Source organism: Methylomonas sp. TEB (assembly GCF_047777895.1).
In the GTDB taxonomy this organism is placed as follows: Bacteria; Pseudomonadota; Gammaproteobacteria; order Methylococcales; family Methylomonadaceae; genus Methylomonas.
In genome coordinates this window covers 1,296,601-1,314,936 of record NZ_CP180476.1, presented here as the reverse complement: position 1 = coordinate 1,314,936, position 18,336 = coordinate 1,296,601, and the positions used below count along the sequence as shown (strand labels likewise).

General features: G+C 54.9%; 13 protein-coding genes. 9 read left to right on the top strand and 4 right to left on the bottom strand.

Translation table 11 applies throughout. The features are described 5' to 3' along the window. The first annotated feature begins 322 nt into the window (after positions 1-322). The 9 genes from ACMXD4_RS05980 to ACMXD4_RS05940 all read left to right on the top strand — a co-directional run bounded on the left by ACMXD4_RS05980 (position 323) and on the right by ACMXD4_RS05940 (position 12,758). Positions 323-1,687 (top strand): TolC family protein, encoded by a 1,365-nt coding sequence (locus ACMXD4_RS05980; protein ID WP_415880144.1) that lies wholly within the window; start codon positions 323-325, stop codon positions 1,685-1,687. A 19-nt stretch (positions 1,688-1,706) separates the two neighbouring features. After that, the gene (locus tag ACMXD4_RS05975; RefSeq protein ID WP_415880143.1) at positions 1,707-2,876 is read left to right on the top strand and encodes an efflux RND transporter periplasmic adaptor subunit; all 1,170 of its coding nucleotides are present in this window, start codon (positions 1,707-1,709) and stop codon (positions 2,874-2,876) included. A gap of 21 nt (positions 2,877-2,897) precedes the next feature. Continuing rightward, positions 2,898-5,966, top strand: a complete 3,069-nt coding sequence (locus ACMXD4_RS05970) for an efflux RND transporter permease subunit (RefSeq protein WP_171696271.1) — start codon at positions 2,898-2,900, stop codon at positions 5,964-5,966. A gap of 9 nt (positions 5,967-5,975) precedes the next feature. Then, the gene (locus ACMXD4_RS05965; RefSeq protein ID WP_033157971.1) at positions 5,976-6,302 is read left to right on the top strand and encodes a P-II family nitrogen regulator; all 327 of its coding nucleotides are present in this window, start codon (positions 5,976-5,978) and stop codon (positions 6,300-6,302) included. Between the two features lie 5 nt (positions 6,303-6,307). After that, the gene (locus ACMXD4_RS05960) at positions 6,308-7,771 is read left to right on the top strand and encodes a carbohydrate porin (protein WP_225893039.1); all 1,464 of its coding nucleotides are present in this window, start codon (positions 6,308-6,310) and stop codon (positions 7,769-7,771) included. A 20-nt stretch (positions 7,772-7,791) separates the two neighbouring features. Next, on the top strand, positions 7,792-8,814 hold the full coding sequence (locus ACMXD4_RS05955) for a PIG-L deacetylase family protein (protein ID WP_101052904.1): 1,023 nt from the start codon (positions 7,792-7,794) through the stop codon (positions 8,812-8,814). A gap of 58 nt (positions 8,815-8,872) precedes the next feature. Next, entirely contained in the window at positions 8,873-10,297 is a 1,425-nt protein-coding gene (locus ACMXD4_RS05950; RefSeq protein ID WP_033157973.1) for a sensor histidine kinase, read from the top strand. 91 nt (positions 10,298-10,388) lie between these two features. Further along, positions 10,389-11,783 carry a sigma-54-dependent transcriptional regulator gene (locus ACMXD4_RS05945; protein ID WP_101052957.1) on the top strand — a complete coding sequence of 465 codons (1,395 nt, stop codon included), beginning with the start codon at positions 10,389-10,391 and terminating at the stop codon, positions 11,781-11,783. Between the two features lie 711 nt (positions 11,784-12,494). Then, on the top strand, positions 12,495-12,758 hold the full coding sequence (locus ACMXD4_RS05940) for a hypothetical protein (RefSeq protein ID WP_415880142.1): 264 nt from the start codon (positions 12,495-12,497) through the stop codon (positions 12,756-12,758). A gap of 582 nt (positions 12,759-13,340) precedes the next feature. On the opposite strand, the gene ACMXD4_RS05935 is transcribed toward ACMXD4_RS05940, so the two are convergent. The 4 genes from ACMXD4_RS05935 to ACMXD4_RS05920 form a co-directional block, all read right to left on the bottom strand. Continuing rightward, a complete protein-coding gene (locus ACMXD4_RS05935) occupies positions 13,341-14,000 on the bottom strand; it encodes a DUF4145 domain-containing protein (RefSeq protein ID WP_415880141.1) in 660 nt (219 codons plus the stop codon). A gap of 101 nt (positions 14,001-14,101) precedes the next feature. Next, a complete protein-coding gene (locus tag ACMXD4_RS05930) occupies positions 14,102-16,075 on the bottom strand; it encodes an ABC transporter ATP-binding protein (protein ID WP_415880140.1) in 1,974 nt (657 codons plus the stop codon). Further along, positions 16,072-17,253: an ABC transporter permease gene (locus ACMXD4_RS05925; protein WP_415880139.1), complete on the bottom strand. Its 1,182-nt coding sequence runs from the start codon at positions 17,251-17,253 to the stop codon at positions 16,072-16,074. Before ACMXD4_RS05925 ends, ACMXD4_RS05930 begins: the two co-directional genes overlap by 4 nt. After that, the gene (locus tag ACMXD4_RS05920) at positions 17,246-18,322 is read right to left on the bottom strand and encodes an ABC transporter permease (protein ID WP_415880138.1); all 1,077 of its coding nucleotides are present in this window, start codon (positions 18,320-18,322) and stop codon (positions 17,246-17,248) included. The genes ACMXD4_RS05925 and ACMXD4_RS05920 overlap by 8 nt, the downstream gene beginning before the upstream one ends. Between the last annotated feature and the right edge of the window lie 14 nt (positions 18,323-18,336).

The window sequence follows — 18,336 nt, the reverse complement described above, 5'->3', positions numbered from 1 at the left end:
AATAAGACTGATAAAAATCTTGCCCCAGGGTATCTCCGACATTTCGGTATCCCCTGCTTGCCGGCAATCCGCAGCTTCACCTAGCGTGCCTCAGAACCGCTCAGGCATATCAGGCTTAGAATTTTTTCGGCCACGCGCCGACATTGATTGGTTTATATAAACCATTTCTAGTCAATAGAACCGCTAACATCCTAATTCCCGCCGGCAAATAAGGTTGAAATAAGCCAAATTTCCAGGCCTGTCGATCTCACATTGGCTTTGGCAGACTACTTGCTTTGAGTGCTTACCAAGCACGATAAAGTGCTCAACTCCGGGATAGATCATGCAAACCAAACGTTTCATCCATAGCGCGGCGCTCGGCTTGCTGGGTTTTATGCTGACTTTCCAGGTGCAGGCCCAAAATGTGCCCATATCCCTGGACGAGGTGCTGACTCTGTTTTACCAGCGCAACCTGGATTTGATTGCCGCGCAATACAATATCGACCAATCCCGCGCCGATGCGATGATTGCCGCGGCGATACCCAATCCGACCCTGGGCGTGCAGATTTCCGAAATCAGCAACCGGCCCAACATGGGTTCAAATGCCACGGGCTGCAATCACGATGTCAACGTCTCCTGCGGCCCGGCGGAGTATTTTTCCTTCAGCCAGTTAATCGAAGTCGCCGGCAAACGCGGCCTGCGCATCCAAAGCAGCGGCTTCGCCACTCAGGCAGCGGAAAGCGATTTTCGCGATGCGGTGCGCATCTTCTCCAACATGGTCGAAGACGCTTACTATGACCTGCTGCTGGCGCAAAAAAACCGCTGGCTAGCCCAGGAAATTGTCGATCATTATCAAACCCTCTCTAAAGCCAATCAACTGAGGATGAGCAGCGGCGACATCGCCGAATCCGATTTTCTAAGGGTGAAAATGGAAGCGATGCGTGCCCAGTCTGATCTGGATACTGCGCAAACCGCCGTAGAACAGGCGCAAGCCGGTCTGGCGGTGATCTTGCGCTGGCCGAATGAAAGCTTGCATTTCGAGGCCAAGGAACAATGGCCGGACATCAAAGACATCGGCCAAAACCTGTCCAAGGAAGAGTTGATGAACAAAGCCCTGCAACAGCGTCCGGATTTACTGGCCGACAAACAACGGGCCGCCCAGGCGGAAAGAGAACTGGAATTGGCCAGGCGGCTGAAATACCCGGATGTGACGGTCAATGCCGGCTATGCACGCGATCCCAGCAATAACGCGCTCAATTCGTTTTTTGTCGGCGTCAGCGTACCGGTGCCAGTGTTCGATCAATATCAAGGCCAATCGGACAAGGCGGCGGTCGCTTTAAACCAAAACCAACTGGCGGTGGAACAAACCGAACTGAGCATTCGTAACGATGTCGCCAATGCTCTAGCCACCTGGAATAGCGCGGACAAAATCGTAAAGCGTTTCCAAAGCGGCTTGCTTGACGATGCGCTGGCGGTGCGCAACAGCGCGGAGCTAGCCTACAGCAAGGGTGCTACCGGCGTACTGGATTTTATCGAAGCACAGCGCAGTTATAAAAACGTGATGCGCGATTACAGCCAGGCCATGATCAACCGCGCCAATGCCTATTACGATCTGGCTAAAGCCCTGGGCGAGGAAGTCGGTAACGACAATACCGCCAACGACAATACCGCCAACAACAAGGCCCAGGCTTCTACTCAATTACCATAGGCTTGAACGAATAACCGATATGAATACTTCCATGCCACCTTTCACCAAAATATCGCTGTTCTGCTGTTGTGTGCTGGCCGCACACCTATTATTGGGTTGTTCGGACTCTGCCGACCATAGGCCAACTCCGCCCAAACCGTCCACGCCTGTCGGCGAAGTGTTACTGGCGCCCGACTCGCCCAAAAAAGCCTACGTCAAAACCGCACCTTTGAGCTTGTCACAACATCCTTTGCTTGAACCTTTGGCCGGCAAAATCGTGTATGACGAAAGCCTGACCTCGCGTATCAGCTCGCCGGTCGCCGGCCGGGTTGTCACCACGCCGATTGCGCTGGGCTCGCCGGTGCAGACTGGCTCGACCTTATTGGAACTCGACAGCCCGGATGTCGCCGATGCGGAAGCCGATTTCGCCAAGGCGCAAACAGCGGTCACCCTCGCCAGCCATGCTTTCAATCGGCAACAGGAACTGTACGCCGGCAAAGCCATTTCCCGCAAGGAGCTGGAACAAGCGCAGAGCGATTTGAGCAGCGCCCGCAGCGACCTGCAACGCGCTACCGACCGCTTGAAAAATCTGCACTTATCCGCTCGCCAAGCCGACGGCCGCTTCGCGCTGCGGGCGACACTGCCAGGCATCGTCGTGGAACGCAACGTCAATCCGGGCATGGAAGTACGCCCGGATTTGGATACGCCCTTGTTTGTGGTTTCGGATCTCAAACATTTGACCGTGCTGATGGAGGTGTTTGAAGTCAACATCGGCAAAATCAAACTGGGGCAGCAAGTCGCCGTGTCGGTACCCGCCTACCCCGGCGAGACCTTTACGGCGACGGTGCAGTACATCGGTCAAGTGCTGGACGAAACCACCCGCACCGTGCAAGTCAGATGCAAATTAGACAATCCGGATGGCCGCCTGCTACCGGGTATGTATGCCACCATCAACGTGGAAAGCACTGCGGACGACAAAGCTTTCGTGATTCCATTGACCGCAGTATTTACCGAAGGCGATGCCGATTATGTCTTCACCGCCCTGGATAACAACCGCTACCGGCAGCGCCGGGTCGAGATCGGCTTGCGTTTGAAAGACCGGGCGGTCATCACGCAAGGACTGGACGCCAACGAGCAGTTGGTGACAGAAGGCGCGCTGATGCTGCGCGCCGAAGAAGAAGTCGAAACCGAAAGTACCCATCAGCCCTAACGCCTTACCCAGGACCCTATCATGATCGAGCGTCTTATCGCGTTTTGTTTGCAACAACGGCTGATGGTGATCGGTGCCACCTTGGCGATTGCCGTCTCCGGCATCATCGCCTTCGAAAATTTGCCGGTACAAGCCTTTCCGGACGTACAAAACGTCTTTGTGCAGGTCGTCACCCAGTTTCCCGGCCAAGCGCCGGAAGAAGTGGAAAAACAGATTTCGCTGCCCATCGAACGGGAAATGAACGGCTTGCCGCATTTGTTGAATATGCGTTCTGTATCCATCTTCGGCCTTTCGGTGGTAACACTGACTTTCGATGACACCGCTGAAGATTATTTCTCGCGCCAGCAAGTACTGGAGCGTCTGCAATATGCCGAGATTCCCGACGAAGCCAAACCACAACTGGGTCCGCTATCCACCGGCGTCGGTGAGATTTTGCGTTACGTGATCGATGCCAGAAATCTGCCACTGATTGAGCAACGGGCCTTGCAGGATTGGATCATCGAGCCGCGCTTGCGCTCGGTGCAGGGGGTTGCCGACGTGGTCGGTTTCGGCGGCGGCGTGAAGGAATACAAAGTCGCCGCCAAGCCGGACCGCTTAAAAAATTATCGCATCGACCTGAACCAGGTGTTTCAGGCGATTGCCGCCAACAACACCAATACCGGCGGCGGCTACATCGAACACGGCGACGAAGCCCTGGTGGTGCGCGGCACCGGCTTGTTAAAGTCAGCGGAAGAAATCGGCGAAATCGTCGTCACCACCAACGACGGCGTACCGGTGCGCATCAAAGACGTCGCGGACATCAGCGTTGGGCCGCAGCCGCGCAATGGCATGGTGGGCATGAACCAGCGCGACGATGTGGTCGAGGGCATCGTGTTGTTGATCAAAGGCCGCGACGCGGTCAACGTGCTGGATGGGGTGAAACAGAAAATCAAGGAACTCAACGACTTCGGCTTACCGCCGGGCGTGAAGATCACACCATTCTATGATCGCACCGAACTGGTAGGCCACACCATCCATACCGTCGAACACAACATGATAGAAGGCGCGGTGTTGATCCTGATTATCCTGCTGGTATTTTTGCGGCGCTTCGTCGCGGCGCTGCTGGTGACGCTGATTATCCCGCTCTCCTTGCTGTTCGCGTTCATTTTGGTGGATCTGGGCGGCATCTCTGCCAATCTAATTTCCTTGGGCGCCATCGACTTCGGCATCATCGTTGACGGCGCGGTGGTATTGGTGGAAGCCGTGATGGTGCAAGTCACGCTGGATTTGCAACGCAACGCCGATATTCGCCATCTGCGGCAATCGCTGCTCACCACCGCCACTGAAATGGGCCGGCCCATCCTGTTTTCCAAGGCCATTATCATCATTGCTTTCTTGCCGATTTTTACCTTCCAGCGCGTGGAAGCCAAAATTTTTTCGCCGATGGCCTACACCCTGAGCTTTGCACTGGTGGCATCCATGCTGTTCAGCCTAACCTTCATGCCGGCCATGCTCACCTATCTACTGGGCCCTAAGTTGGCAGAACAACACAATCCGCTGGTGCATGCGATGGAACATCGTTACCGTCAAGTGCTGGAGTGGGTATTACGGCATGCGCGAACGGTGTTTATTAGCGCGATCACCGCGCTGGTGCTGAGCTTCATGTCTGTAAAACTAATCGGCACCGAGTTTATGCCCAAACTCGACGAGGGCAATATCTGGCTGACCATCACGCTGCCGACGCCCGTATCGCTGAGCACGGCCAAACAACTGGAACAGCAAGTGCGCGAAACCCTGGAAACCTTTCCGGAAGCCAAAACCATCATCACCCAGCTGGGCCGCCCGGAAGACGGCACCGATCCCAAAGGTTTCAACAACCTGGAAGTGCTGATCGATTTAAAGCCCAAGGATACCTGGCGTTACAAACGCAAAGACGATCTGGTGCAGGCCATGGACAAGGCGCTGGCGATTTTTCCGGGCATACTCACCAACTTTTCCCAGGTGATTCAGGACAACGTCGAAGAAGCCATTTCCGGCGTGAAGGGCGAAATCGCCATCAAAATCTTTGGTAGCGATTTGCAAACCTTGCAGGACAGAGCCGATCAAGTCACGCATATCCTGGCCGGCATACAGGGGGCCACCGATGTCGCCGCCGAACAGCAGGCCGGCCTGGCGCAAGTGATCGTGGATATCGACCGGACCAAGGTTTCCCGCTACGGCATCAATGTCGCCGATGTGGAACGGGTGATGGAAATCGGCATGGGCGGCAAGGCGGCGTCGCAGTTTCTGGAGGGCGAACGCCGGTTCGACATCACCTTGCGTTACGAGGATAGCGCCCGCAATTCGGTGGCCAATCTGGAAAGTTTGACGGTGCAAACCCCAACCGGCCAACGCATTCCGCTCTCCGAGCTGGCCACCATCAAAATCAACCAAGGTGCGTCCCGTATCAGCCGCGAAGACAATATGCGGCGAATTGCCATCAAATGTAACCTAATCGACCGCGACCAAGGCAGCTTCGTGGCCGAGGCCCAACAAAAAGTCGCTGCGCAAGTCGATTTGCCGCCCGGCTATCACATCGTTTGGAGCGGCCAGTTCGAGAATCAACAACGGGCGATGAAACGTTTAGCCATCATCGTGCCTATTAGTTTGGGACTCATTTTCGTGTTGCTGTTCTGGGCGTTCATGTCGGTTAAAAATGCCTTGCTGATCGTGATGAACGTGCCGTTTGCGATGATAGGCGGCTTGCTGATTCTATTGGCTACCGGCATTAACCTAAGCGTGTCCGCCGCCGTCGGCTTTATTGCCTTGTTTGGGATTGCGGTGCAGAACGGCGTGATTTTGGTCTCGCAATTGAACAAATTGCGCCGGGACGGCCAGAAACTGCATGATGCCATCGTCAACGGCTCCGTAAGCCGCTTACGGCCTGTAGTAATGACAGCCTTAATGGCGATGCTGGGTTTATTTCCGGCTGCACTGTCCACCAGCGTCGGTTCGGAAACCGCCAAACCGTTTGCTATTGTCATCATCGGCGGCTTGATCACCGCCACGATTTTGACCTTAACCTTGCTACCCGCTTTGTATCGTTATTTTGCCGAGCCTGACGAGCTTTAGGGGACTACTATGAAAGAAATTCGCGCCTACGTGCAGCCGCACAAGCTCAGCCAGATCACGATGGCATTACTGGAAATACCGGGTTTTCCGGGAATGTCGATCATGGATTGCGAAGGCTTCGGCCGCGAGCGGACCGAGCACAGCCAAGATTACAAGCCGTTTCTCTTGAAAAAACGCCTAGAGATCTTCGCACCCGACGACTTAGTGGAGATTATTTTCGAGACTATCATGCGCACGGCCCATAGCGGGCATCATGGCGACGGCAAGGTGTATATTCTGGACGTGCTGGAAGGCGGCCGCGTCAGCAGCGGCGAACGGGATAAGGATTTGGGCTGAACCCCATGAGCCATCGATCTCTCCCGGCATTTTTCTACGGCACACTGCTGGCACTAACGCTTTATTTTGCCAACGCGGATGCCGAGGAATTACAGCCTGCTGCCGACGACGGAAACTTTTCGTTTATGCAGCTGCTGGCCGACCACGACCTGCACGATATGGTCGACGAACACTGGAATGCCTATGGCCAGGCCACTTACATATCCAGCTGGAAACCGGCCTTCCCTGCCCAATACACCAACCTAAACGGTACGCCGCACTCGCTGCTGCCGAACGCCGAACGCAGTTTCACCGGCACCGTCACGGCCTACTTTGGCTTAAAGGCCTGGCAAGGCGGCGAAATCTATCTGGCGCCGGAAATGATTTCCGAACTGCCCTTGTCGGACTTGAAAGGCCTGGGCGGCAGCATCCAAAACTTTGAGTTGCAAAAGTCAGGCTCGGTCAGCGCAACTTGGTATAAATCGCGCTTTTACTTAAAACAAACCTTTAATCTGGGCGGCGACAACCATGCGGTCAGCTCTGGCCCACTGCAATTGGCGGGCAATGCCGACAGCCGGCGCTTGGTGATCACCGGCGGCAATCTCAGTATCCTGGATATTTTCGATAAAAACAGCTACGCCGCCGATTTACGCCAGCAGTTTCTGAACATGGCGTTTCTGACCAATGCCGCATACGATTTTGCCGCCGACGCCCGCGGCTACAGCGTCGGTTTGGCGGCCGAATATTATTTCGACGACTGGACCTTCCGATTGGGCCGCTTCGCCACGCCACAAAATCCGAACGACTTGCCGCTGGATTTTCGGATGTTCAAATATTACGGCGATCAAATGGAAATCGAGCATCGCCACAGCCTATTTAAACAACCGGGTGCGGTCAGGCTGTTAGCCTACCGGAACCGGGAACGGATGGGTCGTTGGGACGAGGCCATCGCTGCCTACCAAGCCAACTCGGCGCAAAACGCCGCCAATTGCACAAGCTTCAATTACGACTCTACGAACAGTAGCGCCCCGGATCTGTGCTGGGTGCGCAAAGCCAACATCAAAACCGGCATAGGCATTAATCTGGAACAACAGTTAATCGACGGCGTCGGCGTGTTTTTACGCGGCATGGTCAGCGACGGCAAAACCGAAGTGTATTCCTATACCTCGGCGGATCGCTCGCTATCCTTCGGCAGCTTAATCGGCGGCGACAGTTGGGGCCGGCATTACGATGCTCTCGGAGTCGCTTACGCTTGCAGCTGGATTTCCGCCGGACATGCCGAGTATTTGCGCCTGGGCGGCGTGGACGGTTTTATCGGTGACGGCAATCTGCGTTACCGGCCCGAGCAAGTGGTGGACATTTATTACAAATTGCGCTTGCTTCCTTCGGCCTGGATGACGCTGGATTACCAGCACATCGCCAATCCGGCTTATAACGCGGACCGCGGGCCGGTGGATGTCTATGGCGTCAGAGCGCATTTTGAGTTCTAGGCAAAACTTTAGGAGTTCCCATGCCCCCCTCTTTAAAGCATCTAAGCATTTGTCTGCTGTTACTGCTTACTCCGGACATTAGCGTAGCGGAACAATCTTTGGCAATTGGCAAGGGCGAACGCCTGCTGGTGCTGGCCCCGCATCCCGACGATGAAAGTTTGAGTGCTGCCGGCCTGATTCAACAAGTATTGCAAAACGGCGGCACAGTGCGCAGCTCGGTCGTCACCGCCGGCGATGCTTACGTCGGCGCGGTGATGTTGGATAGCGGTAAACGCAACCCGTCTACAGCGGATTATCTGGACTTTGGCGAAAAGCGGCTGGAAGAGTCGCGGCGCGCGGCTCAGCTGCTCGGCAATGGCTTTATCCATCTGGATTTACTCGGCTTCTCGGATGGCAGTATCTACTCGGCGTTGATCTCGCATTGGCGGCGCAACCAGCCGATGCGCTCGGAATATACCGGCTTTGACCACGTTCCCTACCGGGAAGCGGAAGATCGGGGACTTGCCCAAGACGGCCAGGATCTACTCAACGAGCTGGTAGCCATTCTGCGCGATACCAAACCCACGATCATCGCCTTCCCGGATGTGATGGAAAACGATTCCGACCATGCCGGCTTGGGTATGTTTACGCTGCTGGCCGTCCATCAATGGCTATTGGAAACCCCGACACCACACCCACAACCCAAATTACTGGCCTATCTGATTCATTGGCAACACGGCTGGCCGACCGGTTCCAATTGGGGCATTGCGCAGGACTGGAGCGATCAACCGCTGGTATTGCCCGCTGACTTGCCGCTGCGCGGCCATAGCCGGGCTTGCGTCAATCTATCGCCCGCGCAAATTGATTTAAAGCGGGCTGCGCTGGCCGAATACAAAACCCAACAACGCATTATGGGTGATTTTTTGTCGGCCTTCGTACGCAGCAGCGAGTGCTTTACCCTACTCAAGCCCAACGACGGCAACCGTATCGAACAGGTTTTGGCGCAATTGCGGCAGGTACGCAAGACATTTGATAATCATCCCTTGAGTCGGCGTAAAATTTGAAAGGATCTGCCCGCAAACTGGCGCTGCGCTTGGCCGTCAACAACCTGAGATCTCGAATATGCTAAAACTTTTGCTACGTCCGGTCATTTTCGTCACGATCGTGATGAGCATATTGGTGATCGGCGAACTGCTGGCCATCGGCCGCCTTACCTGGCGCAATCATCAACGCATCCAAACTATAGAAACCGACATTGGTAAAGGCCACCATTTGGAAGAAACGATCTTCGAGTTGCTTGAGTTGCAATCGCAATTGGCCTTGCATCGCAGCAATCCTGACCTGTCGGCCGAACACCTGAATGACATACAAGATCGACTGCTGGATTTACTGCAAGCCCACAACAACGGCACTGATTTCACGGTCTCGGTCGATTTGAACACCCTGCAAGCCAAATTCGCCGCCGCCAGCAACGGCGATCCGCAGGCGCTGATCGATTCCGTGAATATGATCCGGCAAGTCCTGGATCGGCAAACCAACGAAGAAGAGAAAATGCTGATCGGCGTTGAGGACGACAGCCAGTTGGAACTGCAACTGGCTGTCATTTTGCCGCTGCTGCTGTTTTGGATCGGCCATTATTTTTTTCGCAACAATGTGTTAGAGCCGCTGGATGCGCTACGCGATTTATTGTCCGGCCTGGCGGAAGGCGTGAAGCAGCCGATCACCCGCGAAACGGCCGACCCGATCTTGCGAGACTTGTTCGACCGCTACAATCACTTGGTCGAGCACTTGATCGAACTGGAACAGGAGCATCTGCATTACACCAATCGCCTGGAGCAGCAAGTGCGGCAGACCAGTCACGCTTTACTCGAACAAAGCCAGCGCCTGGCAAAAGCCGAGCGCTTGGCAGCCTTGACCGAAATGGCCGCCAGCACCGCCCACGAATTGCGCAATCCGCTGGCGATTATTCAATTTGCGCTGGAAAATTTGCTGTCCGAAGCCATCGACCCCGATCTGCGCCAGCGTATCGGTCTATTGCATAGCGAAGTGCAACGCTTGACCAACCACCTTAACGACCTGCTGAGCTCGGCGCGCCATGGCAATAAAATTGCCCAGCCTACCGATGTGAATGCAGTCGTCAACGACTTGATCACGCTATTCAAATACCAGGCCACCGATAAAATCCAATTTACGGTGCAGGGCAAAGCCGACAGTTCCTTGATGCTGCCGGAAATCGAATTCCGCCAAGCCCTGTTAAATTTGCTGCAAAACGCTGTGCAGGCCATCGGCACCCGCAACGGTAGCGTAGCGGTGCATATTGCCCAAGACGCCCAGCGCCTGTCGCTGACGGTAATTGATAGCGGCGACGGCTTCGATGAGGCCTTCTTGCGGCAAGGCATTCGTCCGTTTGTCAGCTTGAAGGAAAAAGGCAGTGGCTTGGGGCTGGTGATGGTGCAGCGCTTCGCCAAAGACCTGGGCGGCCAGCTCAAACTGGACAACGATGCCGCCGGCCACGGCCGGGTCAGCCTGAGCTTACCTTTGACTTGAAACGACACACCCGCACAAATTCCAGCAATGCGCCGGCGAATACCCGTCAATCGCATACAATGCCGTAACTCGCAAACCAGCCATAACCATGATGACCAATACCCTGTTAATTATTGAAGATGAAGCCCTGTTAGCCTCCGAATTGGCGCGTTACTTTAGCAAGGGTGGCTGGGAAGTCAGTATTGCCCATTCCCTGCAACAAGCCGAACAGTTTCTCAGCGGACAAGCGCTGGACCCGCTGGTGGTGTTATCGGACATGAACCTGCCGGACGGCAACGCCCTGGATTTGCTGGAGAAACTCAAACCGGAAATCGGCAGCAGCGAATGGGTGTTTCTGACCGGCTACGGCAGCGTCGCCGATTCGGTGCGCGCGGTGCGCCTGGGCGCTTACGACTTTATCGAAAAACCCTGCTCGCTGGACCGCTTGAATCTGTTAGTGGAAGGCGCCGCCCGCAGCGCCCGCGCCCAACGCCGCCTGGAGCAGCAAACCGCTTCGCAGAACCATCAATACAGCATCGACAGCTTGATCGGCTCCAGCCCGGCCATGAACCAGCTGCGGGCCATGCTGAAACAAATCGCCAACGTACCGTTCTCCAGCCTGATCGTCAGCGGCGAAACCGGCACCGGCAAAGGCATGATCGCCCGGATTCTGCACTATTCCGGCAGCCGCGCCGCCGCACCGCTGGTCGAAATCAACTGTGCCGCCCTGCCGCGCGAATTATTGGAAGCCGAATTATTCGGTTACGAAGCCGGCGCTTTTACCGGCGCGAAAAAACGCCATCGCGGCCTGTTTGAACAGGCGCATACCGGCACACTGTTTCTCGATGAAATCGGCGAAATGGACCTGGATTTGCAAAGCAAGCTGTTAAAAGCCGTGGAAGATCTACGCATCCGCCGGGTTGGCGGCGAAACCGAGATAAACATCGACGTACAAATCATCGCCGCCACTAACCTAGACTTGGTGGAAAAAGTCGCCGAAGGCTTGTTCCGCCGGGATTTGTATCATCGCTTAAACGTCATCAACATCCGCATGCCGGCCCTGCGCGAACATAAGCAGGACCTGGATCAATTGGTGCCGCAATTCATCGCCGAATGCAATCGCAAATCGGCCAAGTCGGTCAGCCACATTCCGGAGCAAGCCTGGCAGATGCTGAAAAGCTACGATTGGCCCGGCAATATCCGCGAGCTGCACAATGTGCTGGAGCGCTGCGTGTTGTTGTCCAACGATCATAATTTGCCGGTGGAATGGTTGCAGCTACAAGCCCCGCAAGCGACGACGGCCACACACAACGCCAAAGTCAATCAGGAAGGCGTGTTCATTCCGCTGGACGGCAGCATCAGTCTGCACGAAATGGAAAAATTCATCATCCAGGAAGCGCTAAACCGTAATGACGCCAACGTCACCGGCGCGGCGCGGATGCTAGGCACCACACGGGAAACCCTACGCTACCGCGTGCAGAAATATCATTTGAAATGTAAATTTTGAGCAAAGCTGGTGTTGGTTGGCTAATACGGGAGAGATTTATCTCGGGCAAAAAAATGCGCCCTGCCTGTCCGAAGAACTTCGACCAAACAGAGCGCCACGTCCACACATGAGAACAGGTAGGAGTAACAACACAATCTAAGTAGAGCAAGGTTGATGCCAAATAGCCTATTCCTTGATTTTTCTGGATGTATGGGATTTTTAACCGATAAAACACCGGGAGATTTGCACCAGATACAACCAAAATCCGGCTGTTTTGCACCAGGATGGCTCAATTGGCTTATCCAAACCGATAACCCTCCTCGTGAATTGCAGCATTCAATAATTTTGTGGGTCGTTCTCGCTCGGCACTCAGCGATTGCACAAAATTACGCCAATTAACGAGCTCGCTACGAGATAGCTCGAGTTATTTTGGCGAAGCGTGGAGAAAAAGACTCGACGCATTTAGAAGAAATGCCAGGATAACCAAGCAGGGTTTCCCGCCGACGAATTCAAACCACCAAGCGGCCAAAGCCGGATATCTGGCGCTCGAATGTTCAACCAGCGCAGCTACAAAAATCGAGTCCGGCCTACCGAATTCTTTTAGGGCGCATCAGCGATAGCGCCATGCGCCGAATGATTTAACACCAACAGATGGCCCATGACGGATACGTCTATTAACCCCTTACGTGTATTAGCTCAGACCTGATCTGAAACTTACCCCGGAGTCCACCCATGAGAAAATTAATTTTTGGTACATTACTGGCCGCCATCACCCAACTAAGCTACGCCAAGCCTCCAGAAGCCCGCTCCCTGCCGCTGGAGCAGATCAGTATCGAACACATCGATCTTCAAGGCCAACTCCGAACCTGGAAACTCAATAAGGTGTGTATCAACCAGCAAGCTTACCTGCTGCTGATGAAAGGTTTGACCGAACCGATCAGTATCTCGCCGTCCTTCAAAGATGGGAAACCGGAGCAATGCCGAGTCGCAGACTAAAGCCGGAAACGCTTACGATTATTCCTGCCTATGGTTTTATCGGGGTGGTTTTCTTCGCGTATGCCGTGCCGAGCATCGGAGCTTTTGAACGAGCAAATCAGCAAGATAGCCGACTTGCATGCGTAGGACCCGAAGTTTTGTAGGGCGCATTAGCGATAGCGTCATGCGCCGAATGATTGAAAGCCAACATACGGCGCAATACGGCTACGCCTATTGACGCCCTACGAATTGCGCCTTACGACCTTACCGTGAAATCGGAATGGTTTTCTTCCCGCATGCCGCGCCGAGCACCGGAGCTTTTGGACGGATCAGCCCGTTAGGGGCGCCGCAGGGATGCGGCGCGTTGACGAAGGGGCAGGAAGCCCCTTTCGGCAACCCCGTTCAAAAGCGAGGAGCGCAGGGAATGAGCGGCATCCGGGTGTCTTTTCTTTTGGATACTTTTCTTTGGACAAGCAAAGAAAAGTATCTCGGCTGTCGGGCCGAAACCCGACATTAAAATAGGTCGTGGCAATTCAACACGATGCAAGCGATCACGCGACTGATGCGCTTCATTTTGTTCAGCACATCCTATGGCCCTATAGCCTATTGTTTTAGGGGTGGCTTATTCGCTTGGTTAAGTTTTTCGTTTAGTGCTGCCTTCTTTCGTGCAAGTAGTTCAGGTTGAATAAAGTAGAAGTCGAACAGTCCATCCAGTACATCTAGGGTCCATTCGGCTTCTCCGGGCTCCACATCGATAACTTCGCCTGTGGCGGTGCTTTTAACTGGGTGTGCAGCGAAATTTCCAATATTCCTAATTGCGTCGATAGCGTCGCTGAGATGAGAGGGGAGCGACTTTGAGTTAATCACTTCATCTATTTCTCTTGCCAGGTCGCCCTTCTTCACCATCGCCTTCTCTCTCAAAATATGTTGAAGGCATCGGCGACTCAAGGCGGCGCTTGCCTTCGGGCTGTCAAAGAGGACAAGTGCTGCTTCGATATAGTCTTGAGCGAATTCCATCGGTACATCGGGATGCGGATTTGGTCGAGCACTCGACTTTGGCCGCACAAAGTTGCGACTGATCACTTCGCCTTCCCAGTGCCCCGCTTGCGTATGGATAACTTCATTGCATCGAAGCTCAATGATCAGCTTTGAGCAGGCAGGGCAATTTTGCAGTTCAACAGCCCAGTAACCGTCGGCGTCTTTTCCGACACTTAGTGAGTGGGCTGCACTGTGAATATCAACTTGACAATGTGGGCACTTCATTTCAAACGTTCTCGTGTATGGGGTCTTTGAATGACGACAAGGGGTTGCACATGTGGCCTATCAAGTGATTAAAAAGTTTCCGTATACCATGCCAGCTCCCCCTATACCACCAACCTCGGCACTGCCGCCAACAACCTCTGCGTATAAGCATGCTCCGGCGCCCCACAAACCTTCGCAGTTAAACCTTCTTCTACAATCTTCCCCTTATACATCACCACCGTCCGATCACTGAGATACTCCACCACCCCAATATTGTGCGTAATAAATAACAAAGTCAGATTACGCCGCCGCCGAATATCGAGCAGCAATTGCAGAATTTCCGCCTGCACCGACACATCCAGCGCGCTGGTGATTTCGTCGCACACCACAAACTCCGGATTCAAGGCCAAAGCCCGCGCCAGACCGATGCGTTGCCGTTGGCCGCCGGAAAATTCGTGCGGGTAGCGCCACAGTGACTCCCGGCTGAGTTGCATGTCTTCCAGCAGTTGTCCTGCCAGTTCGATACGCTGTTCTTGATTGACACCGATGCCGTGCACTTTCATGGGTTCGGTCAGGGTGGTTTCCACCAGCAAACGCGGATTGAGCGAGGATTGCGGGTCTTGAAAGGCAATCTGCATCTTGCGTCGTAGCGGCCTCAGTTCCCGCGCAGACAAGCCGGTGAGTTCCTGGCCGTCGATGCGGATACTGCCGGCCGTCGGCAATTCCAGTTGCAACACCGCCCTGCCCAAAGTGGTTTTGCCGCAGCCGGATTCACCGACCAAGGCGACGATTTCACCGCGCGGAATATCCAGCGATACTTCATCCACGGCTTTGACGTAATCGACGGTTTGCCGGAACAAACCTTTTTTGATGGGGAACCAGACTTTCAAATCACGGATTTGCAGTAGCGGCTCGCCCTGCTTCGTCACTATTTGAGCGGAACTCTTATGACTATCCCCATCTATCCGAGCCGAGCTGGTAGTCCCCTCTCCCTCCGGGAGAGGGCTAGGGTGAGGGGAGTTCATCGAAACGTTTTGCGTTGACTGTAGCCTTAAGCCGGCGCGCTCCAGTACGGAAAGCAGTTTTTTATCGCTCTTACTCAGCAACTCATCCGACAGAGGGGGCGAGTAAGGTGAAGCATTGATTTGCATCCCCTCACCCTGCCCTCTCCCGAGGGGAGAGGGTTCTGCTCTCGCTATTACGACGGGCTCCTGTGAAATAGTTAGATTTTCCGCGCTTGGCGATTCGGCGGTTTCGGGAACAGAAGGATTGGCACCTAGGGCCGCCCTGCCCGGTTTGGCCAGATTCTCCGGCACCGCGGCCAGCAATTGTTGGGTATAGGGATGCTTAGGGTTGCGCAGTAGTGATTTACACGCGCCGACTTCCACCAGTTTACCCTGCTGCATCACGCCCACCCAATGCGCCATCTGCGCCACCACACCAAAATCGTGGGTGATGAACAGCATGCTCATGCCAGTGTCGTCCTGGAGTTTGCGCATCAGGCGCAAAATCTCCGCTTGCACGGTCACATCCAGTGCGGTGGTCGGCTCGTCAGCGATCAATAACTGCGGCTGGCAGGCTAGCGCCATAGCGATCATCACTCGCTGGCGCTGGCCACCGGATAACTGATGCGGATAGTCGCGGAAGCGGCTGGCGGCGTTGGGAATTTGCACCTGCTCCAAGGCCTTGATAGTCCGCTCGGTGGCTTCAGCGTCGTCCATATCGGGATGATGCAATTGCAGCGCTTCGGTGATTTGCTCGCCGATGCTCATCACCGGGTTCAAGGAGGTCATGGGCTCCTGGAAAATCATGGCGATTTTTAAGCCGCGCACCGCACGGATACCCGGATCGTCCAGGGTTAGCAAGTCCTGCCCGTTCAGCAAAATCTCGCCGCTGGGATGCGAAGCCACACCGTCCGGTAACAAGCGGATCACCGACAAGGCGCTAACCGACTTACCGCTGCCGGATTCGCCGACCAGGCAAAAGGTTTCGCCCTTGGGGATGCTGAAACTGATGTCGTCCACCGCTTTAACTTCGCCGCCGCCGGACCTTAGATAAGTGCGCAGGTTGCGGACTTCCAGCAAGGGTTGGCTCATGATTTGACCCCGGCCTTATCCGACAAGCGCGGATCAATGGCATCCCGAAACGCTTCGCCGATCAGGTTGTAGGCAAACACGGTCATGAAGATCGAGCCACCGGGAAACACCGCCATCCACCAGTTAAAGGTCGATGACTTGACGGCCTGATCCAGCATCGCCCCCCAGGATGGCGCGTCGACCACGCCCAAGCCCAAAAAGCTTAAGGTCGCTTCCGACAGAATCGCCCCGGCCACGCCAAAGCTGACCGCCACCAACAAAGGCGCGACGCCGTTGGGCAGCATGTGCCGGAACAAGATCGAGCTTAGGGGCAAACCGCTGGCCACCGCCGCCTGTACGTAATCCTGTTTGCGCAGTTTCAAAAACTCCTGGCGCACATAACGCGCGTATCCGGACCAACCGGTCACGCCGATGATCACCATCATCATGTACAGACTGCGCCCGAAGAAGGCCACGAAAGTCAGCAGCAGGAACAAGGTTGGGATGTCTTCGAAGATTTCCACCAGGCGCATGCCCAGCATATCGACGACGCCGGAAAAATAGCCCATCAAGCCACCGATGACGATGCCGATGGCCAAGGCGATACCCGACGCAATCAGGCCGATGCTCAAGGAAATCCGGCAGGCGTGGATCATCCGGCTTAAGACGTCGGCACCGTTTTCTTCGGTTCCCATCAGGTGAGTATGGCCTTCCGTGGCAAACGGCGCTTCCAGGCCCTTGCTGCCCAAGTCGCGTAGATAATCGACCGGCGCATAAGGTATCGGCGGCATGATTTTCCAATCCACTTGCGTGTAAGCGGGGCCGCGGAAATCGTCGTAAATCACCAGCACTGGCGGTTTGACGAAGCTGTTGACCAGCAGCGCCGCTAACGCACTACCCAATAAAAACAACAGAATCTGTTTTCCGCCGTCGATGTTAAGCCGGAACACCGCCAGGGCGATGAAAAAACTAGCCAGGATCCAAGCGTCTTCTACGGACAAATATTCCAGCACCGGCGCAGAAATCGTACTGCCCTTGCTCATCAGCAAGGGCATGGAGTTAGCCAGAAACGGCGCAAACACCGCGCAAAACACCAACAACCCTACCCAGCCCAAGCCGAATTTGACGCCGACGCCGGCCAGGGTTTTACGCCAGATCCGCGCAGAAAAAGATTCGCGACTGCTCACGGACTTAGTCATAACTCACCCGCGGATCGGCCAGGGTGTAACAGAAGTCGGCAATCAGATAGCCGATCAGCGTCAGAAAGCCGCTGATCCAGGTGATCGACAACACCAGTTCGCGGTCGCGGCCTTTCACGGCTTCCACCGCCAATTGGCCCATGCCGTTGATGCTGAATATGTTTTCGACGATCAAGGAGCCGGCCAACAAACTGGGCAGCAAACCCGCAGAGACGGTTATCAAAGGCAATAAACTATTGCGGAATACGTGTTTCCACAGCACGTCATTCTCAGCAAGGCCCTTGGCGCGGGCGGTGCGGGCGTAATCGGCGTGCAGGTTTTCCAGAATCGAGGTGCGGGTGAGTTTGGTAAGCGCGGCAAAGCCGCCGTAGGACAGGCAAATCACCGGCAAGATCAGATGCCAGATTCTATCCAACAAGAAACCGCGCACGAAGCCACCCTCGTCCCAATACGGCAGGAACGGCATGTCTTGCGCTTCCCGGCTGCTGATGCCGGCGGTCGGGAACCATTGAAAGTACTGAACATTGGCAAAAAAACCCAATAGTAAGACGCCGGCCAACATGGTCGGAATCGACCACAAGGCCAACATTGACATGCCGGCGCCCAAGTCGAAAGCGCTGCCACGTTGGGTCGCGGCCTTCATGCCGACCATGATGGCAATGATATAGGTAAACGGCAGGGTGACCAGATTGAGTAGCAAAGTAATCGGGATGCGCTCGGCCAGGATGTCCGACACCGGCCGACCGTATTGAAAGCTGGTACCCAGATCCATACCCTTGCTGAAGGAAAATTCGCCGCGCTGACCTTGGGAGTCGCTAACAAAACCGATCGGCGAGACATTATTCAGCCAGCGCAGATATTGCACCGGCGCCGGTTGATCTAAGCCGTAGCGTTTATTGTAATAGTCCAGCAAAGCCTGTTTTTCTTGCGGCTTCATATCCATGCCGCCGATCAGAGTCTGCGCGCTGATGCCGCCCGGCGACATGGCCATCACGCTAAACACCAGTATGGTAATTCCCAGCAAGGTGGGAATCATCAACAGCAAGCGCCGCAGCAGATAGGTCAACATCGATGAATCCCAGG